This window comes from Streptomyces sp. NBC_00576, from assembly GCF_036345175.1.
Lineage (GTDB): Bacteria > Actinomycetota > Actinomycetes > Streptomycetales > Streptomycetaceae > Streptomyces.
In genome coordinates, this window is sequence record NZ_CP107780.1 from 3,226,035 (window position 1) to 3,252,968 (window position 26,934).

The window sequence follows — 26,934 nt, forward strand, 5'->3', positions numbered from 1 at the left end:
CGGTGAGCAGTCAGCCGGACAGATCCGAAACGCGAGCAGGATCCGGCTTGATGGCAGCGAGGGTGGCATCGGCCTGCGTGGCGAGCCCCGCACGCACCGTTCCCAGCGCGGTATACGGCACTGCTCACCGAGCCTTGGACGCCCTTGCTGCTCGACGGCGTCACCTCATCGATGACGCATTCCGCCGCCTCTCACTTCTCGATGACCTTGCCGAGCCAACCCTTGAATTCGCCATTCCGTTCGACCACCGCTCTCACCTCAGCACAGGCCTGTGGCCCGACCCCCGCCAACAGCGGTGGGTCGGGCCACAGGCCTCGGTGCGGCTCCCGAACGGGGTGGTGGGCGCTCAGGTCGTGTACTGGTGCAGGCCGGGGACCGTCAGCGTGCCGCCGAACTGGCCTGCCTGGATGACCTTCACGTTCGTGAAGTAGATCAGGGGGATGTTCAGGGGCGGAGGGCTCTTCGGGCTGAACGTCACCGGGATCAGGCCGAACAGGTTGCCGGAGATGCTCTCCGTGTACATGATCGTCTTGCCGTCGGTGATCGTGGACTTCGGGTCGCCCTTCCTGGCTTCGACGTGGTACGTCTTGCCCGACAGGTCGTCCTTGACGATCTGGTGCAGGTCGCCGATCTCCGTGCCGTTGGAGATCACGTACTTCAGGACCTCCTTGACCGTGCCGCTGGCGGTGCGCACCTTGACGATGCCCTGGTAGTCCGCGCCCTTGAGCAGCAGCGAACTGGCCTGCAGGATCCACGGGTCGTCGGGCAGCCGGATGGTGTTGTCGACACCGCCCTCGTCGTCGGTAGCGACAGGGCAGTCGTCCGCGTCCGGCGTGGGGCTCGCGGAGGCGCTCGGGGAGGCTGTGGCGTCCTCAGCCGCCTTCGTGGTGTCCGCGGCCGCCTTCGTGGTGTCCTTGGTCGCCTTCGTAGCGTCCTCGGCCGCCTTGGCCGCCGTGTCGGTGGCGTCCTTGAGGACCTCGGTGACCTTCGGCGTCGTGTCCTTGACCGTAGCGGTGTCGGTCGTGTCCTTGGCCGCCGTCTCCGGGCTCGCCGCCGGTGACGCGGTCGGCGTCGGGCTGGCGGCCGGGGCCGAATCGGTGGTCTCCGTCGACTCCGTGGAGGTCGTGGACGCCGTGTCGCTCGACGAGTCGGTGCCGCCCGTGAAGATGCCCGTTATCGCGTCGCCGATGGTGTCCAGCAGGCCGCCGCTCTTCTCCTCGGGGGCGCTCGCGCTCGCCGAGGGGGTGGGCGTGGCCTTGTCGCTGTCGCCGCCGGTGCTGCCGGTGGACGTCGTCTTGCCCGCCGAGGGCGTCGGGGTCGGGGTGGGCTCGGCCGCGTCGTCGGAACCTGAATCCGACGAAGAGGAGTCGCCCGAGGCCGAGTCGTCGCCCGAGTCGGAGTCGCCGGCGGTGGCCGACGGAGTCGGCGTCGCTTCGTCGGAGTCCTCGCCGGACGTACTGTCCGTGGGGGACGCCGACGGGGTGGCCGACGCCGAGGCGTCGTCCTCCATCGCCGCGACGCAGTCCTTGTACTCCTCGGCCGCCTGGCTGTTGGACGCCGGAGCGTCATCGGCGTTGGCGAGCGTCGGCGTGAACCCCAGGCCCATGAACACGGCCGTCGGCATCGCCGCCAGGGCTATCGCCTTGCCGGCGGGCATTTGGAACCTGGTGAACAGCGGCTTTTTCGGGGCCGCATGCCGCGGCCCGGTTCTCCCGCGGGACGTGTCCACGTCAGTCCCATGGGTCACCTCGTCAGCCGGCACTGTGCCTCCCGTTCGCCCCGTTCACCGGGCTCGTTCCTGACAGATCGTTCGGCTCGTACGGCTCGTTCGGCTTGCTCATGTCCAGTCGGCTCTGCGCCGCAACCGGGTCCGCTCCGTCGGTGGCCTCGGCAGACACAGGGGCCGCAGCGGCGAGGGCCGCATCCGTGTCCTTGCGCGCGGGCTCCCCGTACTTCGACTCCGGCTCACCAGGCGCCCAGGCGATGGCCAGCGCGCCGCCGACCAGGGCCAGCAGGAAGCCGATGATGAACCCGCCGAAGTTGGAGACCGGGAGGGACACCAGTCCCAGCAGGATCGCGGCGGTGCCGGCGAAGGTCCGTACGTGCTTCTGGAACCAGAGGTTGATACCGAGTACGACGAGCAGCACACCGATGATCAGGGATCCCGCGCCCGCCGTCGTCGACATCGCCATCGTGAGATGGCCGATCTGGAGGTTGAAGTACGGGAAGTACATGATCGGGAAGCCGGCGAGCAGGACCAGGAGGCCTGCCCAGAACGGGCGGGTACCCCGCCAGTCGCGGAACTTCCGCTTGAAGACGTGAAGATAGTGCTCGTCCTGCGCGGGCGACTCGGCGTTCATGGAAAACAGCTCCCTGGAGCGGTGTTGCCGTGATGAGTGTTGATGCGGTGTAGGAGAGCGAACGGGCGGGGCACCATCGGGCCCCGCCCGTCACTGAGTGCTTAGTAGCACTCGGCGCCAGTGCCCTTCGACAGCTTCATCGAGAGACCACTGAGCTCGAAGGTTCCGGCAGTGGTGGCCCACGCCGTCTGCTTCACCTTGGAGAGCTCCACGGAGTCGGCCTGCTGGCCGAAACCGTACGGGTTCGCCTTCTTACCCGTGATCTCGTCCGACTTGACCTTCGGTCCCTTGTTGAAGGAACCGGCTGCCACGCCGATGTCGATGCCGTGGAAGACCGCGTTGGCCTCCAGGTCCTCGACGTCGATGTACAGGTTCTCGGCCTTGACCGGCGTACCGCCGCCGCCGGCCTCCAGCCTGAGGGTCACCGAACCGATGATCGGGATGTTCGGCGTGACCACGGACTGGCACATCTTGGTGATCTCGGCACTGTTGAACGCCGAGACCGCGACAGGGTGCATCGCCTGGTCGCCCGACAGGGTGTAACCCGTGTCGATCGCCCCATACTGCGAGAAACCCTTACCGTTGAGCTGATCCGCCGTCACCTTGAACGACTGACCGGAAACGCTGAACGAAGCGGCGAGAGCACCCTGCGCGAGGGCAACACCTATACATGCCGTAGCGGCAACGCTGGGCACCATCACCACAGCGAAACGCTTCCATCTGGTCCCGCCACGCACCTGGGACTCCATATTTCCTCCTTCTCGGACGTACATCTCCTGGCCCTGACTGCCCCATAACGGCGGCTCAGCCGGGCAGGGATGGGAGAAGTGCTACGTCCTCGGTAAGGAGAGCGCCCGCGCTCGACGGCGCGAACAGCGCCCGAATCACCGGCGATCACCCCCGAGCGACAACCACTGGTCGCGCCTGACGCACATCACGCACAACCTTGCCGGACAGGCTCCACCCGAAGGCGAAGACCCCCCTGTCCGAGAGCCGGCGCCACTGCCGCCGACTCTGCCCGGTGGGGACCCAACAACTCCCGTCCGGCCGACTGGCTGTCGGCGTACGGGATAGGACCGAGCGTCGCCGATCGTGGTGCATTCTCGCCGCCCGCACAAGGGGGTTCGTTACTGGCTAGTAACGGGCAGATAACCGAGCAACGACACGCGGGTGTCGTTCGACAACGCTGGGTGGTCCTCAGGGGGGTGACAAACCAGCAACTTCTTGCCTCAAACCCGACAGCGCGACGCCCCTGGCTTACTCCAAGTAACAGCGGCCGCGTTTACCAAGATTTGGTAAAGCGCGGCCGCATTGACACTCGATCCGCAAATCCTTCACGCGGACAACACCCGCCGCCATGTTTAGCGACAGGTCAGACCACTGATCGATCGTCGATCCGCAGCCCACCCCGGACAGCCACCCGACCGACCGGTCAGAACAACGCCCGCGCCAGCGCCCGCCGGGCCGCCGCGACCCGTGGGTCGTCCGCGCCGACCAGTTCGAACAGCTCCAGCAGCCGCAGCCGCGCGGCATCCCGGTCGTCGCCCGCCGTACGCCCCACCGTCTCGATGAGTCGCCCGAAGGCGTCCTCTACATGGCCGCCCACCAGATCCAGGTCGGCGGCGGCGATCTGCGCCCCCGCGTCCTGCGGCTTCTCGGCGGCGTCCTTGCGCACCTGCTGCGGGTCGACGCCCTGCACGCGCTGGAGCAACTCGGCCTGCACGAGGCCGAGTTTGGCCTCCGTGTTCCCGGGGTCGTCGCTCAGCACGTTCTTGTACGCCTGCACCGCACCGCCCAAGTCCCCCGCGTCCAGGGCCTGCACGGCGGCTTCGAGCAGCGCGTCGTACGGCCCGACCGGGGCCTGGGGAGCGGCGGCGACGGGCCGGTCACCGGGTGCGGCGTCCGCGTCGACGACGAGGCCGGTGAGGCCGAAGCGCTGTTCGGCGACCTGCACGAGCTGGTCCAGGGTCTGCCGGATCTGCACCTCGCCGGCGGCGCCCTGGAAGAGGGGCAGCGCCTGCCCTGCGACGACGGCGAAGACGGCCGGGATCCCCTGGATGCCGAACTGCTGCATCAGCATCTGGTTGGCGTCGACGTCGACCTTGGCGAGGACGAAGCGCCCGTTGTACTCGACGGCCAGCCGCTCGAGAACGGGGCTCAACTGCTTGCACGGCTCGCACCACTCGGCCCAGAAGTCGATGACGACGGGCACTTCGGTGGACCGCTGCAGGACGTCGAGTTCGAACCCGGCCTCATCGACCTCGATGACGAGGTCGGCCGGGGAGACGGCCCCTCCCCCACCCTGGCGGGCGGCTTCGGCGCGCGCCTGCTCCGCCTTCGACTTGGCCTCCTGGGCCGCCTTCACCGCGGCGAGGTCGACGACCCCGCTCATGGACATGTTCCGTGGCTGCATGCGTCTATCCTCCCCCGTCCGGCGCGTACATGTGAAAGCCGTCGTGAAAAGCGGTCCTGGTCGATTCCTGGTCGATGGACACTGCTTTCGCTACGAGCCGTAGCGTAACGGTAGCCGCAGCCTCCTGGGAACCGCCCCCAAGTGACCTCCCTCACGACCTCACAGGACAGGATTGGCCGGTTATGGTCGTGCCATGCAGAGCCGCACGCCCGTCAGCCGTACGGGACGCCCCCGCAGCGCCACAGCGGACGCGGCGATCCTGGCGGCGACGCGGGACGCCCTGGTCGAACTGGGCTGGTCCAAGCTGACGTTGGGGGACGTGGCCACGCGTGCGGGGGTGGCGAAGACGACCCTCTACCGCCGCTGGCCCGGCAAGAACGAACTGGTCGTCGACGCGGTGGCGGCACTCTTCGACGAACTCGAAATGCCCGACCGGGGCAGCCTCGCGGCCGACATCGAGGGCGTCGTCCTCCAGTTCGCGGCGATCCTGGTGCGCCCGGAGACGAAGAGCGGCCTGATGGCGGTAGTCGCGGAGTCGACGCACGACGACGCCCTGCGGGAGCGCATCCGCGCGTCGATCGTGGACCGCCAGAAGCGCCTCGTCCTGGAAGGCCGCGCCCGCGCCCAGCAGCGCGGCGAACTCCCCCCGGAAACGGACCCGGAGGAGGCCGCCCGCGCGGTGGACCTGATCTTCGACATGGTGGCGGGAGCGGTGGTGCACCGCACGCTGGTGAGTGCGGAGCCGGTGGACCCGGAGTGGGCGGAAGCCTTCACCCGGGTGCTGGTACTGGGGCTGGGCCGCAACCAGTAGCCGATACGTCGTTACGCCGTCACGCCTTGGCGGCCACCGGCGTCGGCTCCGCGAACTGCGCCGCCAGCTCGTGGCTGACCTTGCGCTCCACGAAGAACGCGGCGGTGGGGACGGTGCCGGCGAGCAGGACCCACAGCTGCCTGCTCACCGGCCACTTCGCCTTGGAGCCCAGATCGAAGGCGAAGACCAGGTACACGACGTACAGCCAGCCGTGCGCGATACCGACGACGCTCGTGAAGCTGTCGGCGCCCTTGATGTCCAGGACGTATTTGGCGAACACCCCGAGGGTCAGCAGAACCAGCAGCACACCGGTGACGTAGGCCATGACGCGGTAGCGGGTCAGCACGCTTTTCTTCATGCGTACGAGCGTAACCACCGGTTTCCAGCGATCTTCCGGCGGCCCCGGTCGGCCCCGGTACCCCTGCCGCCCGGCCTAATCCTCGTCGAAGTCGCTCGCGGCCACCCGCAACGGCCGCAGCATCGCGAAGATCTCCGCGCACTCCTCCGCGTCGTACACACCGAGGCCGAAGTCCATCGCCATCAGGTCGCGGGTCGCCGCGTCGACTGCCTCGCGGCCCTTCTCGGTGATGGTGGCGAGGGTGCCGCGGCCGTCGTTCGGGTTGGGACGCCTGGCGACGAGGCCCGACTTCACCAGGCGGTCCACGGTGTTGGTGACCGAGGTCGGGTGGACCATCAGACGCTCGCCGATCTTGGACATCGGCAGCTCGCCCGCCTTGGAGAACGTGAGGAGCACCAGCGCCTCGTATCGCGCGAACGTCAGACCGTACGGCTTCACCACCGCGTCGACCTCCGCGAGCAGGATCTGCTGCGCGCGCATGATCGAGGTGATGGCGGCCATGGACGGGACGTTTCCCCAGCGCTGCTTCCACAGTTCGTCGGCGCGTGCGATGGGGTCGAAGGGGAGACTGAGCGGCTTCGGCACGGCACCAGACCTTACCGGCCGGTCATATCGCGGTCAGCCCCCGTCTCGCCCCTCGGTCCCGCCCGGCGTGCCCCAGGCCGCCCCCGGTGTCGTATCCGTGGCGGTCGGTCCGCTTATCGCGCGATTGCCGACTGATCGCCAACGCTCACCACCGACCCTGAACGGGCCGCCGGGCGGCCCCGGGAGCGACGCCTGGTGCAACCCGCCGGGGCGGACCGGCGGCCGGGCGGTGGTGGCCGGAGTACGCGCTCGGGCCGGCCCGTAACTTCCGTACCCGGTAAGCCGGTTCAGCACAGTCTTCGCGTCACACGTCACCGCACCTGGATCCACTTCGCCTCCGACGGCGTCCCCTTCGCGTCGGTCACGAACAGCATGTACCAGCCGGGCGGCACGAGCGTCCGGTCCTTCGGTACGTCGACCGTCACCGAGGTGCGGTCCTTGCTGAGGGGGAGGTCGATGGAGCGCTGTTCGACGTCCGTCGTGTGGGTGACCGCGCTGGGGCGCATCAGGCGGGCCTTCGAGATCCGTTCGGGGTGCGTGGTGGCGAAGGTCGCGCGGCCGAGTTTGTCGGTCTCCTGGGGGCCGTCCCCGAGTACGGGACGGTTCTTGCCGTATCTGTGCAGCGCGGGCGGGGTGAAGATCTCCATCCGCTGCTCGAAGTGACCGAGCTTGGTGTTCTGCTGGTTGTCGTAGAGCGGGTCGGAGCCGAAGGTGGCGACCCGGCCGTCGGGCAGGAGCAGCGCCTCGGAGTGGTAGTTGCGGCCCACCTTCGGGGAGGCCGCCGCACGGAACGCGTTGGCCTTGGGGTCGTAGAACTGCGCCTTGAGGATGTTGCTGGCGCTGCGGCCCCGGTAGTCGGCGGAGCCGTTGGACGTGAACACCGTGTCGTCCGGCATGAGGACGCTGTTCAGATAGCGGGTGCCCTGGGGGAGGTCGGGGCCGGCCTCGAAGACCGGGTTGTCCTTCTTCAGGTCGACCACGGCCGTGCGGCGCGTCGCCTTCTTCGACTCGCCGACGCCTCCGCCGCCCATGATCATCACCTTCTGGTCCTGCGCGGGCGGAAGGAGGACGGAGGCGGACGTCTCGGTCTCGTCGGCGTCCGTCAGGCCCGGCACCTTCTCGAAGGTGTTCTTCTTCAGGTCCCACAGGCCCGGCGCGCGGCCCTTGGTCGCGGGGCCGTAACCGGCGTTGGAGGCCGGGTAGAACAGCTTGCCGCCCTTGGTGAGGAAGAGGGCGGGGTAGGTGGGGAAGTAGCGCTTGGGGCCCGGGGTCCACTTCTTGGTCTTCGGGTCGTAGATCTCGTTGTCCCCGGGGTCGATCGCCCCGACGTCGTCGAGACCGGAGACGGCCAGGACCCGTCCGTCGTCGAGGCCGACGAGGGTCGGGTACCAGCGGGCCTTGTCCATCGGGTCGACCGGGAGGTACTTCTCGGCCTTCGGATCGAACTCGTAGGCCGCCCTGATCCCCTGGAAGTCCTGCTTGTCCATGGTGATCTTCTCGGAGAGGCCGTACGTGTTGTCGGCGTCCTCGCCCTTCAGGCCGACGATCTCGTACTGCGCCTGCTTGGCGGTGATCGACACGGGCCCGGCCTGGGCCGCCTCGACGAAGACCCGGGCCTCGCTCGGGACGACCTTCGTCACCCAGGGCTGCATGACCCCGGCCGCGTTGTACGTGATCTTCTGGGTGCGTTTGGCCTTGGGGACGGTGACGTCGAACCTGCTGACGTACTCGACCCCGGACGGCGAGCGGAAGCGGGTGCCCTTCTTCAGGACCACCGGTTTGTCGGGGTTCTCGTTCTTGACGCGCATCCCGCCGCCTGCCCGCTCGACCTCGCCGTCGAGGAGCTCGTAGCGGGCGGTGCCGCCGGCCACCAGGAGCCGTCCGTCGGGGAGTTGGGCGTGTCCGGCGCAGAAGAAGTCGTCGGGGGTGGCGATCCGTTTGAAGGTGTCCGTCCTCGGGTCCCAGAGGATGGTGTCGAACGACCCCTTGTCGAACTTCTTCTGTTCGTTCCCCGAGCCCGCGACGATCAGCACCTTGCCGGTGTGCAGCAGGGCCGCGTGGATGGCGTTGGTGCGGAACTCCTCGGGGATGTCGATCGCGCTCCAGGAGCCGTACTTGGCCTGGTAGCCGGGCTGGGCGATCTTGTACTCGTGGTACCGCTCGCTGGCGAAGCCGAGCATGGCGGGGGCGTTGAGACCGGCGAGCAAAGTGACGCCTCCGATGCCCAGGGCGGTCTTCTTGGTCTTCTTCGACAGTTGGAAGGCCATGGCCTAGTTCCCTCCTGTCGGGGTGCTGGAGGCCGGGGCCACCGGAGCGACCGGAGCGACCGAGCTGGTGACGATCGCGGGTTCCTCGCGCTCCCTCGTTTCCCCGACCTCCCCGACCTCCCTGATGTCCCTGATTTCCCTGATCTCGCCACGCTCCTTGCCCCCCTTGCGCTCCTTGCGCTCCTTTCGGCGGGTGGCGATCCACACCCCGACCGGGGCCAGGGAGATCGCCGTGCCGAGGACGGCCCAGGTGCGCATGGCCCCATGGGTGTGGCCGAGGTGGACGGAGGCGACGAGTGACGTCGTGAGGAGCGCGGCCCAGAAGAGATGGACGCGGAAGGTGAGCAGCCGGTCGGGGCTGACGTCCCCGCCCTTGGGCGTGACGACGAACCGGCTGGGGCGGCGGAGCAGGGCCGCGCCGAACGACTTCAGGTAGATCGGCGCGGAGAGCGCCGACATCGCCATGCCTGCGAGCCCGCCGGAACCCTCGGGTTCGTGGGGCGAGACGTTGTGCCGCCGGTTCCACAGGTACAGCCCGATCTGGAGGGCGGCGGCGTCGCTGTAGAGCATCAGCCAGACGGAGGCCGCAACCTGGGTGCCTGAGGCCCCGAACCAGAGGAAGAGGAAGCAGCTCAGCATGCCGAGGAACCAGTTGACGGCCGTCATCGGGTAGTAGACGAGCATGAGCGTGTACGAGAAGAGCCGGCCCGGGGGCATCGTGAAGGGCGCTTTCCAGTACTGCTTGAAGAGCGTCTCGTACGTGCCGCGCGACCAGCGCATCTGCTGGGTGAAGAAGTCGGTCCAGGAGGCGGGCCCCTCGCCCACGGCGAGGACGTCGGGCGTGTAGACGGACCGCCAGTGGCGCCCGGTACTCGGATTGCGGCGACGGTGCAGCTCGAACCCCGTGGCCATGTCCTCGGTGATGGAGTCGTACAGCCCGCCGATCTGTTTGACCGCAGCGATGCGTACGACGTTGTTGGTGCCGACGAACATGGGGGCGCGGTAGCGGTTGCCGGCCCGCTGGATGAGCGCGTGGAAGAGGAACTGCTGCGACTCGGCGGCCTTGGTGACGGGGTGGGTGTAGTTGCCGTACACCTGGGGGCCGACGACGAAGGCGACGTCCGGGTCGCGGAAGAAGCCCGTCATCCGCTCCAGGAAGTTGGGGAGCGGGATGTGGTCGGTGTCGACGGAGGCGTAGAAGTCGTACTCGTCGCCGTGCCTGGCGATCCACGCGTTGTAGTTGCCGTGCTTGGTACGGGTCTTGTGGACGCCCTTGGCCCGGTTCCACTCGGGCACCCCGTAGCGGCTGAAGTGCCGTACGCCCAGCTCGGCGCAGAGCGCCTTGGCCTGTTCGTCGTCGCCCTCGTCGAGGAGCCATACGTCGACGCCGTGGGGGCCGGGGTGGTGGACGCGGGTCGCGCCTTCGAGGGTGGCCCGGACCATCGCGAGGGGTTCCTTGCCGGGGACGTACGTGGTGAGGAAGGCGACGCGGGTGCCTGACTCGGGTACGACGGGCACGGGGTCGCGGGCGACCATGGTGGCGTGGGCGATGGACACCACGTTGACGAGCATGAACAGCTCGATCAGCCCGATGGCTATGAGCATCACCATGTCGAGATGGACCAGCCATCTCTCACCGCCCTCGCGCTCCACCCAGTGGGTGGGCCAGACGAGGTAGACGAGCAGCGCGCCGGTGAGCAGGGGCGCGAGGGTCATGAGCAGGACGGCGCGTATTCGGCGTGGCTCACGGGAGAGGAGCGAGGTGTACCGGACGCGGTACGGGGATCCGGCCGGCGCCTCGGTGAGGGGTCCGGCCAGTCGGCTGTGGGTGTCGTAGTCGTAGCCCTCCGGCCGCACAGCGCCCTCCAGTGATCGAACGAATCCGATATCCCCACGAAAGTGGAGACAGGTCGGCATGTCGAACTGGGTGCGTCCATGCGGGTGGAAATGCGCGGCCGGTTACCGGCTGAGGGTTACGAGGAGAGGATCACGGGGAAAGGTGGCGCTCCACCGTCTCCACCTTGGAGGTGAGACCGTCGGTCACTCCGGGGCGGATGTCGGCCTTGAGGACGAGGGAGACGCGCGGCGCGCGTTCCTCCACGGCGGCGACGGCGCGTCTGACGACGTCCATGACCTCGTCCCAGTCGCCCTCTATGGACGTGAACATCGCGTCGGTGCGGTTGGGGAGCCCGGATTCGCGGACGACGCGTACGGCGTCGGCGACGTACTCCCCCACGTCCTCGCCGACGCCGAGGGGCGTAACGGAGAAGGCGACGATCATGACTTGTAGGCCTCTTCCTGGCGGACCCGGGAGGCGATGGCCGCGTTGACCGCGTGCTCGGCCTCGCGGCGGAGCTTGCGCTCGGCGAAGAAGCCCCCGGTCGGGAGGACGGAGAGGACGAAGTAGAGGGCGGCGGTCTTCAGGGACCACTTGGTGCGGTTCCAGGCGTCCGCCCAGAAGATCACGTAGAGGACGAAGAGGATGCCGTGGACCATGCCCATGACGGGCACCGCGTTGAAGTCCGTGGTCCGCTTCAGCACCGAGCAGACCAGCAGGAGGAGGAAGGAAACGGCCTCGGGGGCCGAGACCAGCCGCAGGCGGCGGAGGGCGGAGGCGGTCTTGATGTCCACGGGTCACCTTCGGTGGGTCGCTTTGCGAGGGGGTCGCTTTGTGAACGGACGCACAAGCGTTTGCCCATTGTGGCATTCGCGGCCCGACGGCCGGGGCGGGGGTGTCTCCCTCCCGGGGTCGGGCGTCCCTTAGGGGGAGGTTCAGGGGCGATCTCCACCTTCGGGATCTGTTGCCGGGGGTGTCCGGCGGGCTACCTTCGCCCCGTGGCGATGTTTCGACTTCAAGGCAGCAAGGTGCTGGCCATCGACATGACCGGGGACGCCGTGAAGGCGAAGAACGGCTCGATGGTGGCGTACGACGGGCAGATGGACTTCAAGAAGCTCAGCGGCGGCGGTGAGGGCATCCGGGGGATGGTCACCCGGCGGATCACCGGTGAGCAGATGACACTGATGGAGGTGAAGGGGCACGGGACGTGCTGGTTCGCCGACCGGGCCTCCGAGATCAATCTTGTCGGCCTCCAGGGGGACAAGTTGTACGTCGAGTCGAGCAACCTGCTGGCGACCGACGCGGGCCTGCGCACCGGCACGTCGTTCACCGGGATGCGCGGCGCCTCCCAGGGCAACGGTCTGTTCACGACGACCGTCGAGGGGCACGGCCAGGCGGCGATCATGTCGGACGGGCCGGCGGTGGTGCTGCGGGTGAGCCCGCAGTTCCCGCTGACGGTCGACCCGGGGGCGTACATCGCGCACCAGGGCAACGTCCGGCAGTCCTTCCAGTCGGGCGTGACGTTCCGCACGCTCATGGGCGAGGGCGGCGGCGAGGCCTTCCAGATCCGTTTCGAGGGCGACGGCCTGGTGTACGTCCAGCCCAGTGAGCGCAACACGATCGCCGGGGACGTGTGACATGCCCTTCACTGAGATCAACTCCAAGATGATCGAGGCGACCGTCATGCCCGGTCAGCGCCTGTTCAGTCAGCGCGGGGCGATGCTCGCCTACAAGGGCGAGGTGTCCTTCACGCCCAACATGCAGGGCGGGCAGGGCGGGATCATGTCGATGATCGGCCGCCGGGTCGCCAATGAGGCCACCCCGCTGATGACCGTCGAGGGCAGCGGCACGGTCCTCTTCGGGCACGGCGGCCACCACATCCAGGTCATCAGCCTCACCGGGGACACGCTGTGCGTCGAGGCGGACCGCCTCCTCGCCTTCGACGGCACACTCCAGCAGGGCACGATGTTCATGGGCTCACAGGGCGGCGTCATGGGCATGGTCCGAGGGCAGGTGACGGGCCAGGGGCTGTTCACCACCACCCTCAAGGGGCACGGCGCGGTCGCCGTCATGGCGCACGGAGGCGTGATCGAGGTGCCGATCACCCCCCAGCGCCCGGTCCATGTCGACCCGCAGGCGTACGTCGCGCACCACGGCGACGTACGCAACAAGCTGTCCACCGCGCTCGGCTGGCGCGACATGGTGGGCCGCGGCTCGGGCGAGGCGTTCCAGCTGGAGCTCAGCGGCAGTGGTGCGGTGTACGTACAGGCGTCGGAGGAGAAGCTGTGACCACCTACCCGGGCGCGGGGCCCGTCGTCCACGACCCGATGACGCTGCCGTCCGACGACAAGGTCAACAACTACACCTTCTGTGTGGAGCTCAAGGGGAGCCAGTGGTTCCTGCAGAAGGGGAAGATGATCGCCTACTACGGCTCGATCGACTTCAACGGCATCGGACACGGCCGCCTGGACCGTCTTGTCCGTACGTCTTTTCATTCGCCTCTGCACGCGAGCGACTGGGTCGTCGCCGAGGGTTCGGGCAAGATGCTGCTCGCCGACCGGGCCTTCGACGTGAATTCGTACGACCTGGAGGAGGGCAACCTGACCATTCGCTCAGGCAACCTTCTCGCTTTTCAGCCAAGTCTCGCGCTCAAGCAGTCGATCGTGCCGGGCTTCCTGACCCTCATCGGAACGGGCAAGTTCGTGGCCGCCTCGAACGGCCCAGTGGTGTTCATGGAACCCCCGATCCGGGTGGACCCGCAGGCCCTGGTCGGCTGGGCCGACTGCCCCTCCCCCTGCCACCACTACGACCATGGGTACATGACGGGCCTGATGGGCGGTCTACGTGCGATGACGGGCATCGGCGGGGCCTCCGGCGAGGAGCACCAGTTCGAGTTCGTCGGGGCCGGTACGGTGCTGCTGCAGTCCTCCGAGACACTCATGGCCGAGCAGGCCACGGGCGCGGTTCCGCACGAGCCCGGAGTGCCGGGTGGCGGCGGGGCCCCCGCGGGCCATCCACAGCAACCGGGCGTACCACGCCTTCCCGGACAGCTCGGCGACCTCCAGCGTCGCTTCGGGCTGTGAGCGGTAGTCTGCGGAGTGTGACGTCGAACGTGTGCGCGCCGTCACCCAACCCTCACTAGTTCGCCTTTCAACCTTTTAGGTAGACTTCATTCATGGAGACCGAGACGGCCACAAGCTGGCTGACCGACGCGGAGCAGTGCGCCTGGCGCACCCACCTGGAGGTCAACAGGCTGTTGACCTACCAGCTCGAAAAGGACCTGCAACCGTTCGGCCTGACGATGAACGACTACGAGATCCTCGTGAACCTCTCCGAGTCCGAAAACGTACGCATGCGGATGAGTGACCTCGCGTCCGCGACCCTCCAGTCCAAGAGCCGACTGTCCCACCAGATCACCCGCATGGAGAACGCGAACCTGGTCCGCCGCGAGAACTGCGAGTCCGACCGGCGGGGCCTGTACGCGGTGCTCACCGAACAGGGCATGGACACGATGAACAAGGTCGCGCCCCATCATGTGGCGTCCGTACGGCGGCACTTCATCGATCTGCTGACCCCGGAAGCACTGGCCGAGCTCAGCTCGTCGCTCAAGCCGATCTCGCAGCACCTGCGCGGCCACCGAGGCCGCCCGTAGGACCCCTCCGACGGATCAGGTGACCGGCAGGCGGAGCTCGAACAGGGCTCCGCCTGCGGTCGCTTCCCGCACGGTCAGCGTGCCGCCGTGCCGTACGGCGACGTCCCGGGCGATGGCGAGTCCGAGCCCGGCGCCGCCGTCATCGCGGCTGCGGGCGGCGTCGAGCCGTACGAACCGCTCGAAGACCCGCTCCCGGTCGTCCTCGGGCACCCCGTCCCCGTCATCGGCGACCTCGACCACGGCCCGCTCGCCCTCCCGCCGCACGGACACGGTGACCGCCGACCGGGCGTGCCGCTGCGCGTTGTCCAGCAGATTGGCGACCAGTCGCCCCAACTGCGTCCGGGACCCGGCGACTTCCACGACCGCCCCTGTTTCCGGCCCTGTTCCCGGCGTCACCCCCACCCTCCCTTCCGCCTGCTCCCGGACCAGCTCCGCGAGGTCGAAACACGCGCCGGCGGGCCGCTCCCCCGCGTCCAGGCGAGCGAGCAGCAGCAGATCGGCGGCGAGGCGCTGCAGCCGTACGGTGTCCTCGACGGCGCCGTCGACATCCAGCAACTCCGGGTGCGCGGCGCCGACTTCGAGCTGGGTGCGCAGGGAGGCGATGGGGCTGCGCAGTTCGTGGGAGGCGTCGGCGACGAACCGGCGCTGGCGTTCCACGGAGGCCTCCAGGGCGGCCAGGGTCTCGTTGGTGGTCCGGGCGAGCCTGGCCACCTCGTCGTGCGTGTCCGGCACGGGGACGCGCCGGGCGAGGTCCTGGGAGGCGGTGATCGCGGCCATCTCGGCCCGGATGCCCTCGACGGGGCGCAGCGCACGCCGGGTGACCAGCCAGGTGACGCCCGCGACGACACCGAGGAGCAGCGGGAACCCGATCAGCATGACGGTCAACGCGGTGCTGACCGCGCTCTGTTCGACGGAGAGCGGCGCGCCCGCGTACACGGTGAGCGTGCCCTTGCCGTCGACCTCGACCCGCACGGCCGCGAACCGGTAGTCGGCCTCGTCCCCTTCGACGGTCGCGGACCCGTCGGTGAAGACGACGTCGTCGTCGATCTCCCCGGGCGAGAGGGAGCCGTCGTCATCGTCGTCCGCGGTCCCGCTGTCGTCACCGCCGTTGCCCGTCGGCGCTTTCGGGCGCACCGCCTCGACGCCCGTGCCGCTGATCCGCTCCAGGTCCTCACTGGCCGCGACCAGCCGCCCGGACGTGTCGACGACCTGGACGGGCCGGTCGTCGTGATCGAGCGACAGCTTGTCGTACGCCGTCCCGGCCGCCAGGTCGGCGGCGACCGCCCGCGCGGTCCGCTCCGCCTGCGTACCGGCCTGGCCGCTCAGGTTGGACCACAGGGAGAGCAGTACGGCGGTCCCGGCGGCGAACAGCGCGATGGCCACGACGACGGTGGCACCGAGGGTCGCCCGGGCCCGTACGGAGCCGAGAGCGCGTCTCACCGCGACGCCTCCAGCCGGTATCCGGCGCCGCGCACGGTCCGGATGAGCGGGGCGCCGAGCTTCCGGCGCAGGGTGCTGACGTACACCTCGACGATGTTCGGGTCGCCGTCGTACGCGAAGTCCCAGACGTGTTCCAGGATCCGCGCCTTGGACACCACCTCGCCGGCCCGCACGACGAGCTGCTCCAGGACGGCGAACTCCTTTGCCGTGAGGGTGACTTCGTCCTCGCCGACGTGGACGCGGTGGGCCGCGGTGTCGACTCTCAGCTCGCCGACCACATGGACGGGCGAGGCCCCGGCCGACCCGCGCCGGCGCAGCAGCGCCTTCACGCGGGCGACCAGGACGACGTAGGAGAACGGCTTGGTCAGATAGTCGTCGGCACCCGTGTCGAGGCCCTCCGCCTCGTCGTACTCGCCGTCCTTCGCGGTGAGCATGAGGATCGGTACGTCGTGCCCGGCGGCGCGCAGGGCCGCGCAGACGCGGTAGCCGTTGAGGCCGGGCAGCATGATGTCGAGGATCACCAGGTCGTACGGCGTCTCGGTGGCCCGGTGCAGGCCCTCGCGGCCGTCGTGGACGACGTCCACGGCGTAGCCCTCGGCGGTCAGGCCCTTGGCGAGCGACAGGGCCAGTCGCTTCTCGTCCTCGACGATCAACAGTCGCATGCGTACAGCCTCGCAAAACGAACCTGAAGGCGCCTTCAGGTGACTTCAGGTCTGCTTCAGGCGGCCTCGGGCAGCTTGGTTCTCGTCATCGAAGCGAGCGAAAAGGCAGGAAACCCCATGAAGCGGAACATCGTCATCGCCACCCTCACCGCCGCCGCCCTGGCCGGCGGCACCGTCGCGGCCTTCGCGGCGGGCGACGAGGAGACAGCGACGCGGCCTGCGACGGGCGCGAACGTGCAGGTGGTCTCCGACCGGGACGACGACGCAGACGCCGACGCAGACGCAGACGACGCCACGGACGACCGGAGCGACGACGCCGACGACCGTACGGCGGTCAGCGGGAGCGGCGTCACCGCCGCCGAGGCGATCGCGGCGGCGCTCCGGCACACGCCGGGCACCGCCGTCTCCGCCGAGCTGGAGGACGACGGCGCCGGTGCCGGCACGTGGGGCGTGGATGTCGTGCGGGGTGACGGGGCCGAGTACGACGTCGACGTCTCCGGCACCGGGAAGGTGCTGGGCGCACACCGCGACACCGACGACGACAGCGACAGCGAGGACCGCGCCGAGCTGGCCGCGCTGAAGGGCGCGAGGTTCGACGCCCGGGAGGCTGCCCTCGGCGCCGCCGCGAAGGGCACGGTCACCGAGGTCGGCGCCGATGAGGAGAGCGGCGCGGTGGCGTGGAGCGTGGAGACCGTGAAGGACGGCAGGGCGAGCGAATGGAAGGTCGCCCTGGACACGGGCAAGGTCACGCAGGACCATTCCGACGACGACTGAGAAGAACGCCCCCGCCGCCCCTACCCGTCCCATCCCTGGGGGCTACCGCCCCCAGACCCCCGCTTACGGCCCTGAACGGGCCTTGTCCTCAAACTCCCCCAGAGGGAGGACCCCGGGACGGGCTGGAGGTGCGGGCCGGTGCTGGAGGGGTACGGCCTGGGCTGCAAGTGCGGTGGAGGCGGGTGGGTGGGAAAAAGGACCCGGGCCGAACAGGCCTCGCCCTCGGAACACCGGATCAGCTGAGATACCCAGACCCGCCAGCAGAACCGCCCCGCCGGTCAGGGCGAAACAGACGGCCACCGGCAGGTGCCCCGCGAGGACCCCGGCCCCGGCGGAGCCGATCGTGCTGCCCGCGTTGGTCGCCGTGTTGACCCACGTCCCGGCTCGGACGCGCGCCTCGGGTGCCACCGTCTCGTCGGCGATGAGATACGCGGTGGTCAGGGCCGGGGACACGAAGAACCCGGCCACCGCCATGGTGACGGCGAGGGTGCCCAGGCCGGGGGCGAGTCCCGCGCCGAGGAGTGCCAGGGCCAGGCCGAGTGCCAGCAGGGCGAGCCGGATCCGGGCGGGCCGGCGCCAGGCCACCGCGCCGTTGAGCAACCCGCCGACGGCGCTTCCGGCGGACAGTGCGGCCAATACCCAGGCCACGCTCGCGCCGCCGTGGCCGTGCTGCCCGGCGAACACCACGACCAGGAGGTCGAGGGAGCCGAGGGCGAGCCCGACACCCGCGGCGGCGCCGACAGGCCCCCGGATGCGGCCCAGCACACGCCGGCCGCCGTCCGTCCTCCGTGGGGCACTGCGTGCGGCGGGGCGCATCGCCCGTACCGCGGGCGACGTCACGAACCCGGCGGTGCCCGCCGCCATCAAGGCCGCCCCGACGACGATGCCGACGGCCGGCACGGTGAACCCGGCGAGGACACCCACCAGCAACGGCCCCGAGACGAACAGCAGTTCCTCGGCGACACCGTCGAGGCTGTACGCCCGCTGCAGCAGCTGCCGATCCTCGGCGATCCTGCTCCACACGGCCCGCATGGTCGGCCCGAGCGGCGGCGCACAGGCGCCCGCGAGGGCGGTGAGGGAGCCCAGCACGAACGCGGGCGCACCCGGGCTCCAGACAGCCACGGTGAGCAGCCCGAGCGCGGTGAGGTGGGCGAGCAGCAGGGGTACGAGCGACCGGCGCGGCCCGTACCGGTCGATGAGGGCGGCCCTGGCGGGCGCCAGGAGGACGACGGTGGCACCGAAGAGCGCCATCGCGGCGCCGGCCACGGCGTACGAGCCCGAGGCCCGGGTCACGGCGAGCATCACGGACAGCGGGACGATGCCGTAGGACAGCCTGCCGAGCAGGGCGGTGGCGAAGGTGCGGCGGGCGTACGGGATACGCAGGACGGCGGCGTAGGAAGGCCGCGTCGAGGTCGTCGAGTTCGTCGAGGGCGCAGACATGCGAAGTTCCTCTGGGAGGCGGCGCGTCGAGCGAGCGCCGTGGCAGAAAAGGGGACGCCGGATCACCACGACGGCCGCGCTACGAGTGCGGGCCGGGCGCCGTGGTGTGGGGCGGCACCTATGCCAAGAGGAGGAACATGCCGGTCAACGTAGCAGCGGGCCCAGCGAGTCGACCACCGGAAAACCGGCCCTCCTCTGTCTGCTGTTGCTGCCTGTCTGCTGCCTGGCTGTCGCCGTCACTTCTCCATCAGGTCCGTCAGGCCCGCGACCAGTTCGTCCGCCGCCCGGTAGGGGTCCAGTTCGCCCGCCACGATCCGTTCCGCCAGGGCGCTCAGGCGTCGGTCGCCATGGAGGTCGCCGATGCGTTCGCGCAGGGCCGTGACGGCGATCGTCTCGACCTCGTGGGACGCGCGGGCCCGGCGGCGCTCGGCCAGCACCCCGCGCTCCTCCATCCACGCGCGGTGCTTCTCCAGGGCCTCGACCAGTTCCTCGATGCCCTCTTCCCTGGACGCGACCGTCTTCACGATCGGGGGGCGCCAGTCGCCGGCGGATCTGGACTCGCCCAGACCCAGCATGTGGTTCAGCTCCCGGGCCGTGGAGTCCGCGCCGTCCCGGTCCGCCTTGTTGACGACGTACACATCGCCGATCTCCAGGATTCCCGCCTTGGCCGCCTGGATGCCGTCGCCCATCCCGGGGGCGAGGAGCACGACGCTGGTGTCCGCCTGCGCGGCGATCTCCACCTCGGACTGGCCCACGCCCACCGTCTCGACCAGGATCACGTCGCAGCCCGCCGCGTCCAGGACGCGGATCGCCTGCGGGGCCGCCCAGGCCAGGCCGCCGAGGTGGCCGCGGGTCGCCATCGAGCGGATGTAGACGCCCGGGTCCGACGCGTGGTCCGACATCCGCACCCGGTCGCCGAGCAGCGCGCCGCCGGAGAACGGCGACGACGGGTCGACGGCGAGTACACCGACCCGCCTGCCCTGCCGCCGGTATGCCGTCACCAGCGCCGAGGTCGACGTCGACTTGCCCACGCCCGGTGATCCCGTCAGGCCGACCACGTACGCGTTGCCCGCCAGCGGAGCCAGCGCGGCCATGACCTCGCGGAGTTGTTCGGACGCCCCCTCCACCAGGGAGATCAGCCGGGCCACGGCCCGTGGCCGGCCTTCCCTGGCCTGGGCCACCAGCGTGGGGACGTCCTGCATCACAACTCCGTTCCGATCACAGCCGTATCGATACCCGTTACGCCTTGGGTACCCGCACGATCAGCGCGTCACCCTGGCCGCCGCCCCCGCACAGGGCCGCCGCGCCCACGCCGCCGCCGCGCCGCTTCAGTTCCAGGGCCAGGTGCAGTACGAGCCGTGCGCCGGACATCCCGATCGGGTGCCCCAGGGCGATCGCACCGCCGTTGACGTTCACCCGTTCCGTGGACACGCCGAGGTCCTTGATTGACTGGACCGCGACCGCCGCGAAGGCTTCGTTGATCTCGATCAGGTCAAGATCCTCGACCCCCAGGCCCTCCTTCTTGAGCGCGTGCAGGATGGCGTTGGAGGGCTGGGACTGGAGGGAGTTGTCCGGGCCCGCCACATTGCCGTGGGCGCCGATCTCCGCGATCCACTCCAGGCCGAGTTCCTCGGCCTTCGCCTTGCTCATCACGACCACGGCCGCCGCGCCGTCCGAGATCTGCGACGACGTGCCCGCCGTGATCGTGCCGTCCTTCGTGAACGCCGGGCGCAGCTTGCCGAGCGACTCCGCCGTCGTCTCCGCCCGGATGCCCTCGTCCTGGCTGAAAACGATCGGATCGCCCTTGCGCTGCGGGATCTCTACCGGCGTGATCTCCGCCTCGAACACCCCGTTCTTCTGGGCCGCCGCCGCGCGCTGGTGGGAGAGGGCCCCGATCTCGTCCTGCTCGGGGCGCAGAAGGCCCAGTCGGGTGTTGTGCTTCTCCGTCGACTCGCCCATGGCGATGTTCTCGAAGGCGTCGGTCAGACCGTCGTACGCCATCGCGTCGAGCATCTCGATCGCGCCGTACTTGAAGCCCTCACGGGACTTGGGGAGCAGGTGGGGGGCGTTCGTCATCGATTCCTGGCCACCGGCCACCACGATGTCGAACTCGCCGGCGCGGATCAGCTGGTCCGCCAGCGCGATCGCGTCCAGGCCCGACAGACACACCTTGTTGATGGTCAGCGCCGGGACGCTCATCGGGATGCCGGCCTTGACCGCCGCCTGACGGGCCGGGATCTGGCCCGCACCGGCCTGGAGGACCTGGCCCATGATCACGTACTGCACCTGGTCGCCACCGATTCCTGCACGGTCGAGGGCGGCCTTGATCGCGAAGCCGCCGAGGTCGGCTCCGGAGAAGGTCTTCAGCGAGCCCAGCAACCGTCCCATGGGCGTACGCGCGCCCGCGACGATCACCGAGGTACTGCTGTTCGTTCCTGACATGAGGTGCGATCCCCTTTCAGCTGGGGAGCTGAGGAGTGTGAACGAGGGTTTACTTGAATGTACTGAGCGGTAGTCCCGCCGTCATCCAGCCGTCGGTGTGATCGCGCGCACGTTGCGTAACCGTCACCGGAGCGCTGCACTGACATCATGCTGACGCGAATCGACCACATCGGGATCGCCTGTTTCGACCTCGACAAAACTGTCGAGTTCTACCGGGCCACGTACGGCTTCGAGGTGTTCCACTCCGAGGTCAACGAGGAGCAGGGCGTGCGGGAGGCCATGCTGAAGATCAACAACACGGACGACGGCGGCGCCTCCTACCTCCAGCTCCTGGAGCCGACCCGCGAGGACTCCGCCGTGGGCAAGTGGCTCGCCAAGAACGGGGAGGGCGTGCACCACATCGCTTTCGGTACGGCAGATGTGGACGCAGATGCCGCGGACGTCCGCAGCAAGGGCGTACGCGTTCTGTACGAGGAGCCACGGCGCGGCTCCATGGGGTCGCGGATCACCTTCCTGCACCCGAAGGATTGCCACGGAGTACTGACAGAACTGGTCACTTCGGTGGCTGTTGAGTCACCTGAGCACTGACCCTCGTACATATGGGCCGGTAGGGTTGGGGACGGCCGCTGCCGTGTTGTCGGGAAGCGGCCCGGATCCCGGTGTGTGGAGGTGCGGGATCCGAGGGCCGGGGTACGGGTTTCGAGGGCCGAGGGTGAGGGCGGGAGACCGTGCATCACCGTTGATCTGACACCATTCCCCGGGGGGCCCCGTTCAGTGGACGGACGTGGCTCGTTCGGAGAAGGTTGCGACCAGGGACGGATGGGACCGCGCAGTGCGGGGCTACGAACGCCAGGAGCGAGAGCCGGCGGCTGACGTCGACCACCTCTCTCGGTTCGAGGCCGAGATGGAGCGGCTGAAGACCGAGCGGGAAAAGGCGATTCAGCACGCCGAGGACCTCGGCTACCAGGTCGAGGTGCTGCGCGCCAAGCTTCACGAGGCGCGCCGCACCCTCATGTCCCGGCCCGCCTATGACGGCGGTGACATCGGATATCAGGCCGAGCAGTTGCTGCGCAACGCGCAGATCCAGGCGGACCAGCTCCGCCAGGACGCCGAGCGCGAGATGTCCCAGGCGCGCGCCCAGACGCAGCGCATCCTGCAGGAGCACGCCGAGCAGGCGGCCCGGTTGCAGGCCGAGCTGCACCAGGAGGCGGTCACCCGTCGCCAGCAGCTCGATCAGGAGCTGTCCGAGCGACGCCAGACCGTCGAGTCGCACGTCAACGAGAACGTGGCGTGGGCCGAGCAGCTGCGGGCCCGCAGCGAGTCCCAGGCACGCCGGCTCGTCGACGAGTCGCGCGCCGAGGCCGAGCAGGCGCTCGCCGCCGCCCGCGCCGAGGCCGAGCGGGTCGCCAACGAAGCCAGGCAGCGGCTGCAGAGCGAGGGCGAATCCGCCCGCGCGGAGGCCGACCAACTGCTGCGCCGGGCACGCGCCGAGGCCGAGCGCCTCCTGAACAGCGCGACCTCCGAGGCCCGCGAGGCCGCCGACCACGCCGAGCACCTGCGCAGCTCCACGGCGACCGAGTCGGACAGCGCCCGCCGTCAGGCCACCGAGCTGAGCCGCGCCGCCGAGCAGCGGATGCAGGAGGCCGAGGCCGCCCTGCGCGAGGCACGCGCCGAGGCGGAGAAGGTCGTCACCGAGGCGAAGGAGACCGCCGCCAAGACGACCTCCAGCGCCGAGTCGGCCAACGAACAGCGCACCCGTACGGCGAAGGAGCAGGTCGCCCGGCTCGTCACCGAGGCCAGCCAGGAGGCCGAGGCCACCAAGGCGTCCGCCGAAGAGATCGTCGCGGACGCCAAGGCCAAGGCCGACAAGATCGTCACGGAGGCCGAGGAGACGGCCCGCAGTCTCACCGCCGAGGAGACCGCCTCCCAGCTCGCGAAGGCGGCCCGCACCGCCGAGGACGTCCTGAACAAGGCGTCCGAGGACGCCAAGTCGACCACCAAGGCGGCCACCGAGGAGGCCGAGCGCATCCGCGCCGAGGCCGAGGCCGAGGCGGACCGACTGCGCGCCGAGGCGCACGACATCGCCGAGCAGCTCAAGGGCACGGCGAAGGACGACACCAAGGAGTACCGCGCCAAGACCGTCGAACTCCAGGAGGAGGCCCGGCGGCTGCGCGGCGAGGCCGAGCAGCTGCGTGCCGACGCGGTCGCCGAGGGCGAGCGCATCCGCGCAGAGGCGCGCCGTGAGGCCGTCCAGCAGATCGAGGAGGCGGCCAGGACCGCCGAGGAGCTGCTCGCCAAGGCGAAGGCGGACGCGGACGAGCTGCGCCAGACCGCCCAGACGGACAGCGAGAAGGTCCGTACGGAGGCCATCGAGCGCGCGACGACGCTGCGCCGACAGGCCGAGGAGACCCTGGAGCGCACCCGCAAGGAGGCCGAGCGGCACCGCGCGGAGGCCGTCGAGCAGGCCGAGGGCATCACGGCGGACGCCGAGCAGGCCGCGCGCGAGCTCCGCGAGGAGACCGAGCGGACCATAGAGGCGCGCCGCGACGAGGCCGGCGCCGAGCTGACCCGGCTGCACGCCGAGGCCGAGAACCGGCTCACCGCCGCCGAGCAGGCGCTCACCGACGCCCGCGCGGAGGCCGACCGGATCCGCCGCGAGGGCTCCGAGGAGTCGGAGCGGCTGCGCGCCGAGGCCGCCGAGCGCATCCGGAGCCTGCAGGCGCAGGCCGACGCGGAGATCCAGCGGCTGCGCGACGAGGCGGCGGCGGACGCGTCCGCGTCCCGGGCGGAGGGCGAGGCCATCGCCGTACGCCTGCGGTCCGAGGCGGTGGCCGAGGCCGAGCGGCTGAAGACGGAGGCCCAGGACACCGCCGACCGGGTACGGGCAGAGGCGCAGGCCGCCGCCGAGCGACTGGCGACGGAGGCGTCGGAGACGCTGGCCGCCGCTCAGGAGGAGGCCACCCGGCGTCGGCGCGAGGCCGAGGAGACCCTCGGTTCCGCCCGCCAGGAGGCCGACCAGGAGCGCGAGCGGGCCCGCGAGCAGAGCGAGGAGCTGCTGGCGTCGGCGCGCAGGCGCGTGGAGGACGCCCAGGCCGAGGCCGTACGGCTGGTCGAGGAGGCGGACCGGCGCGCCAACGAGATGGTGTCTGCCGCCGAACAGCACGCCCAGCAGGTACGGGAGTCGGTGTCCGGGCTGCACGAGCAGGCCCAGGAGGAGATCCAGGGGCTGCGCTCCGCCGCCGAGCATGTCGCCGACCGGATGCGGCGAGAGGCCCAGGAGGAGTCGGACCGGGTCCGCGCCGATGCCTACTCCGAGCGGGAGCGGGCCTCGGAGGACTCGAGTCGGGTGCGGCGCGAGGCGGCGGAGGCGTCGGAGCACGCCAAGGCGCTCGCCGAGCGCACGGTGGGCGACGCGATCGCCGAGGCGGAGCGGCTGCGCCAGGACGCCTCCGCGCACGCCCAGCGGGTGCGTACCGAGGCCTCGGACACCATCGCGGGCGCCGAGCAGGACGCGGCGCGCAGCCGTGCGGAGGCCCGCGAGGACGCGAACCGGATCCGTTCGGACGCGGCGACGCAGGCCGACACGTTGATCACCGAGGTGACGGCGGAGGCGGAGCGGCTCACCGAGGAGACCAACGCCGAGGCCGAGCGCGTCCGGGCCGAGTCCACGGCCAAGGCCGAGCAGCTGATCTCGGAGGCGGCCGGGGAAGCGGAGCGGCTGCGCGCCGAGGCCGCCGACACGGTCGGTTCGGCGCAGCAGCACGCGGAGCGGGTCCGTGCCGAGGCACAGCGGGTCCAGGCCGAGGCGGCCGCGGAGGCCGACCGGCTCATGTCGACCGCGCGCGACGAGGCCGACAGCACGCTGGACGAGGCCCGCAAGGAGGCCAACAAGCGGCGCTCCGAGGCGGCCGAGCAGGTCGACACGCTCATCACGGAGACGGCCGCCGAGGCCGACAAGCTCCTGTCGGAGTCGCAGCAGGCCGCGCAGAAGACGACCGCGGAGGCGGAGGCGCAGGCCGACTCGATGGTGGGCGCGGCCCGCACCGAGGCCGACCGGCTGGTGGCCCAGGCGACGGCCCGGGGCAACTCGACGGTGGAGAAGTCCCGTACGGACGCGGACGAGCTGCTCGTCGGCGCGCGCCGGGACGCCACCGCCATAAGGGAGCGCGCGGAGGAGCTGCGCGACCGCATCACGACCGAGATCGAAAGCCTGCACGAGCGGGCCCGCCGTGAGGCCGCCGAGACCATGAGGTCGACCGGCGACCGCTGCGACGCGCTGATCACGGCCGCCGAGGAGCAGCTCGCCAAGGCGGAGGCGAAGGCCAGGGACCTGGTCTCGGAGGCCAACTCCGAGGCGGGCAAGGTCCGGATCGCCGCCGTCAAGAAGGCCGAGGGGCTCCTGAAGGAGGCCGAGCAGAAGAAGAGCTCGCTGATCAGGGAGGCCGAGGAGCTGCGGGCCGAGGCGATCCGCGAGGCGAAGGCCACGGTCGAGGAGGGCAAGCGCGAGCTCGAGATCCTCGTCCGGCGCCGCGAGGACATCCAGGCGGAGATTTCCCGTGTCCAGGACGTCCTGGAAGCGTTGGAGTCTTTTGAGGCCCCGTCGGCGGCCAAGGACGGCGGCGTCAAGGCGGGCGCTGCCGCAGGGGTGACTCGTTCGGGTGGCAAGTCGTCAGAGGGCTAGCCGGGAGGGTGCGTTGCGTGCATTCTGTGGGGCTTTCTGGGGTCTTTGACCAATTCTTTGGCAAGGAGTCCGCCGGTTAGCCACTCAAAAGGGGTCTCATTCTCCATATCAATCGGGTGACTGCTCGATGACACGCCGCTTGGACCCCTAGGATTCCCCCTATCACCTCACCGGTCTCATTCGACAGGAACCCCATGAGCGACACTTCCCCCTACGGCTTCGAGCTTGTGCGGCGTGGGTACGACCGCGCTCAGGTGGACGAACGCATCTCGAAGCTCGTCTCCGACCGTGACAGCGCTCTGGCTCGTATCACTGCTCTGGAAAAGCGCATCGAGGAGCTCCACCTCGAAACGCAGAACGCCCAGGCTCAGGTCAGCGACGCAGAGCCGTCGTACGCCGGTCTCGGCGCGCGCGTCGAGAAGATCCTCCGACTCGCCGAGGAGGAGGCGAAGGACCTGCGCGAGGAGGCCCGTCGCGCGGCCGAGCAGCACCGTGAGCTCGCCGAGTCGGCGGCCCAGCAGGTGCGCAACGACGCAGAATCGTTCGCTGCGGACCGCAAGTCCAAGGCGGAGGACGAGGGCGTCCGGATCGTCGAGAAGGCCAAGAGCGACGCCTCGCAGCTGCGCCAGGAGGCCACGAAGGACGCGCAGTCCAAGCGCGAGGAGGCGGACGCTCTCTTCGAGGAGACCCGCGCCAAGGCCGCCCAGGCCGCCGCGGACTTCGAGACGAACCTCGCCAAGCGCCGTGAGCAGTCGGAGCGCGACCTCGCGTCCCGTCAGGCCAAGGCCGAGAAGCGCCTCGCGGAGATCGAGCACCGCGCGGAGCAGCTCCGCCTGGAGGCCGAGAAGCTGCGCACGGACGCCGAGCGCCGCGCCCGCCAGACCGTCGAGACGGCCCAGCGCCAGGCCGAGGACATCGTGGCCGACGCGAACGCCAAGGCCGACCGGATCCGTTCGGAATCGGAGCGCGAGCTGGCGGCTCTCACCAACCGCCGTGACTCGATCAACGCCCAGCTGACGAACGTCCGCGAGATGCTCGCCACCCTGACGGGAGCCGCGGTCGCCGCCGCCGGCGCCCCGGCCGTGGACGACGAGCCGATCACGCGTGGGGTTCCGGCCCAGCAGTCGCGGTAAGCAGTAGGACGAACGGTCGCGTTACAGCTGTAGACGCCGGCACCCCTCGTACGAGGGGTGCCGGCGTGTTTCAGGGGCG

Annotated in this window: 24 protein-coding genes; 9 read left to right on the forward strand and 15 right to left on the reverse strand. The window is 69.9% G+C overall.

The genetic code is table 11. The features are described from left to right. Positions 1-346 precede the first annotated feature (346 nt). The 4 genes from OG734_RS13340 to OG734_RS13355 form a co-directional block, all read right to left on the reverse strand. A complete protein-coding gene (locus OG734_RS13340) occupies positions 347-1,762 on the reverse strand; it encodes a hypothetical protein (protein ID WP_330287704.1) in 1,416 nt (471 codons plus the stop codon). Next, positions 1,752-2,360, reverse strand: coding sequence for a DUF6114 domain-containing protein (locus OG734_RS13345; RefSeq protein ID WP_330287705.1), 609 nt, complete (start codon positions 2,358-2,360; stop codon positions 1,752-1,754). The genes OG734_RS13340 and OG734_RS13345 overlap by 11 nt, the downstream gene beginning before the upstream one ends. A gap of 101 nt (positions 2,361-2,461) precedes the next feature. After that, a complete protein-coding gene (locus tag OG734_RS13350; RefSeq protein WP_330287706.1) occupies positions 2,462-3,109 on the reverse strand; it encodes a DUF6230 family protein in 648 nt (215 codons plus the stop codon). A 683-nt stretch (positions 3,110-3,792) separates the two neighbouring features. Next, a complete protein-coding gene (locus OG734_RS13355; RefSeq protein WP_330287707.1) occupies positions 3,793-4,773 on the reverse strand; it encodes a tetratricopeptide repeat protein in 981 nt (326 codons plus the stop codon). A gap of 193 nt (positions 4,774-4,966) precedes the next feature. Between OG734_RS13355 and OG734_RS13360 the strand changes: the two genes are divergently transcribed. Beyond that, entirely contained in the window at positions 4,967-5,584 is a 618-nt protein-coding gene (locus tag OG734_RS13360; protein WP_330287708.1) for a TetR/AcrR family transcriptional regulator, read from the forward strand. Between the two features lie 19 nt (positions 5,585-5,603). Here OG734_RS13360 and OG734_RS13365 read toward each other — a convergent pair whose 3' ends face one another. The 6 genes from OG734_RS13365 to OG734_RS13390 all read right to left on the reverse strand — a co-directional run bounded on the left by OG734_RS13365 (position 5,604) and on the right by OG734_RS13390 (position 11,425). Beyond that, on the reverse strand, positions 5,604-5,942 hold the full coding sequence (locus tag OG734_RS13365) for a DUF3817 domain-containing protein (RefSeq protein WP_330287709.1): 339 nt from the start codon (positions 5,940-5,942) through the stop codon (positions 5,604-5,606). A gap of 75 nt (positions 5,943-6,017) precedes the next feature. Then, a complete protein-coding gene (locus OG734_RS13370; protein ID WP_330287710.1) occupies positions 6,018-6,527 on the reverse strand; it encodes a MarR family winged helix-turn-helix transcriptional regulator in 510 nt (169 codons plus the stop codon). 311 nt (positions 6,528-6,838) lie between these two features. Beyond that, positions 6,839-8,794: a kelch motif-containing protein gene (locus OG734_RS13375; RefSeq protein ID WP_330287711.1), complete on the reverse strand. Its 1,956-nt coding sequence runs from the start codon at positions 8,792-8,794 to the stop codon at positions 6,839-6,841. 3 nt (positions 8,795-8,797) lie between these two features. Continuing rightward, on the reverse strand, positions 8,798-10,651 hold the full coding sequence (locus tag OG734_RS13380; protein WP_330287712.1) for a glycosyltransferase family 2 protein: 1,854 nt from the start codon (positions 10,649-10,651) through the stop codon (positions 8,798-8,800). Between the two features lie 130 nt (positions 10,652-10,781). Further along, positions 10,782-11,075, reverse strand: coding sequence for an MTH1187 family thiamine-binding protein (locus tag OG734_RS13385; RefSeq protein WP_330287713.1), 294 nt, complete (start codon positions 11,073-11,075; stop codon positions 10,782-10,784). Next, entirely contained in the window at positions 11,072-11,425 is a 354-nt protein-coding gene (locus OG734_RS13390; protein ID WP_330287714.1) for a DUF3817 domain-containing protein, read from the reverse strand. Before OG734_RS13390 ends, OG734_RS13385 begins: the two co-directional genes overlap by 4 nt. Before the next feature lie 210 nt (positions 11,426-11,635). On the opposite strand from OG734_RS13390, the gene OG734_RS13395 reads away from it, so the two are divergent. The 4 genes from OG734_RS13395 (at position 11,636) to OG734_RS13410 (ending at position 14,283) form a co-directional block, all read left to right on the forward strand. Further along, positions 11,636-12,268, forward strand: coding sequence for an AIM24 family protein (locus OG734_RS13395; protein ID WP_044472491.1), 633 nt, complete (start codon positions 11,636-11,638; stop codon positions 12,266-12,268). 1 nt (position 12,269) lies between these two features. Next, positions 12,270-12,920, forward strand: coding sequence for an AIM24 family protein (locus tag OG734_RS13400; protein ID WP_330287715.1), 651 nt, complete (start codon positions 12,270-12,272; stop codon positions 12,918-12,920). Positions 12,921-12,958: 38 nt separating this feature from the next. After that, entirely contained in the window at positions 12,959-13,714 is a 756-nt protein-coding gene (locus tag OG734_RS13405; RefSeq protein WP_443065086.1) for an AIM24 family protein, read from the forward strand. Between the two features lie 92 nt (positions 13,715-13,806). After that, positions 13,807-14,283 (forward strand): MarR family winged helix-turn-helix transcriptional regulator, encoded by a 477-nt coding sequence (locus OG734_RS13410; RefSeq protein WP_330287717.1) that lies wholly within the window; start codon positions 13,807-13,809, stop codon positions 14,281-14,283. A 15-nt stretch (positions 14,284-14,298) separates the two neighbouring features. Here OG734_RS13410 and OG734_RS13415 read toward each other — a convergent pair whose 3' ends face one another. Both OG734_RS13415 and OG734_RS13420 read right to left on the reverse strand, forming a co-directional pair. Next, positions 14,299-15,723, reverse strand: a complete 1,425-nt coding sequence (locus OG734_RS13415; protein ID WP_330287718.1) for a sensor histidine kinase — start codon at positions 15,721-15,723, stop codon at positions 14,299-14,301. Continuing rightward, positions 15,720-16,385 carry a response regulator transcription factor gene (locus OG734_RS13420; protein WP_330287719.1) on the reverse strand — a complete coding sequence of 222 codons (666 nt, stop codon included), beginning with the start codon at positions 16,383-16,385 and terminating at the stop codon, positions 15,720-15,722. The genes OG734_RS13415 and OG734_RS13420 overlap by 4 nt, the downstream gene beginning before the upstream one ends. A gap of 117 nt (positions 16,386-16,502) precedes the next feature. On the opposite strand from OG734_RS13420, the gene OG734_RS13425 reads away from it, so the two are divergent. After that, positions 16,503-17,159 carry a PepSY domain-containing protein gene (locus OG734_RS13425; RefSeq protein ID WP_330287720.1) on the forward strand — a complete coding sequence of 219 codons (657 nt, stop codon included), beginning with the start codon at positions 16,503-16,505 and terminating at the stop codon, positions 17,157-17,159. 63 nt (positions 17,160-17,222) lie between these two features. Here the strand turns inward: OG734_RS13425 and OG734_RS13430 are convergent, their stop codons facing one another. From OG734_RS13430 to OG734_RS13440, 3 genes are all read right to left on the reverse strand, one after another. Continuing rightward, positions 17,223-18,599 (reverse strand): MFS transporter, encoded by a 1,377-nt coding sequence (locus OG734_RS13430; RefSeq protein WP_330287721.1) that lies wholly within the window; start codon positions 18,597-18,599, stop codon positions 17,223-17,225. Between the two features lie 236 nt (positions 18,600-18,835). Beyond that, positions 18,836-19,801 (reverse strand): methylmalonyl Co-A mutase-associated GTPase MeaB, encoded by a 966-nt coding sequence (gene meaB / locus OG734_RS13435; RefSeq protein WP_330287722.1) that lies wholly within the window; start codon positions 19,799-19,801, stop codon positions 18,836-18,838. 37 nt (positions 19,802-19,838) lie between these two features. Then, entirely contained in the window at positions 19,839-21,041 is a 1,203-nt protein-coding gene (locus OG734_RS13440) for an acetyl-CoA C-acetyltransferase (protein WP_330287723.1), read from the reverse strand. A 147-nt stretch (positions 21,042-21,188) separates the two neighbouring features. On the opposite strand from OG734_RS13440, the gene mce reads away from it, so the two are divergent. The 3 genes from mce (at position 21,189) to OG734_RS13455 (ending at position 26,855) form a co-directional block, all read left to right on the forward strand. Continuing rightward, positions 21,189-21,629 (forward strand): methylmalonyl-CoA epimerase, encoded by a 441-nt coding sequence (mce, locus tag OG734_RS13445; protein ID WP_330287724.1) that lies wholly within the window; start codon positions 21,189-21,191, stop codon positions 21,627-21,629. Between the two features lie 244 nt (positions 21,630-21,873). Then, positions 21,874-25,722 (forward strand): polarized growth protein Scy, encoded by a 3,849-nt coding sequence (gene scy, locus OG734_RS13450; RefSeq protein ID WP_330293650.1) that lies wholly within the window; start codon positions 21,874-21,876, stop codon positions 25,720-25,722. Positions 25,723-25,916: 194 nt separating this feature from the next. Then, on the forward strand, positions 25,917-26,855 hold the full coding sequence (locus tag OG734_RS13455; protein WP_330287725.1) for a cellulose-binding protein: 939 nt from the start codon (positions 25,917-25,919) through the stop codon (positions 26,853-26,855). Positions 26,856-26,934 lie beyond the last annotated feature (79 nt).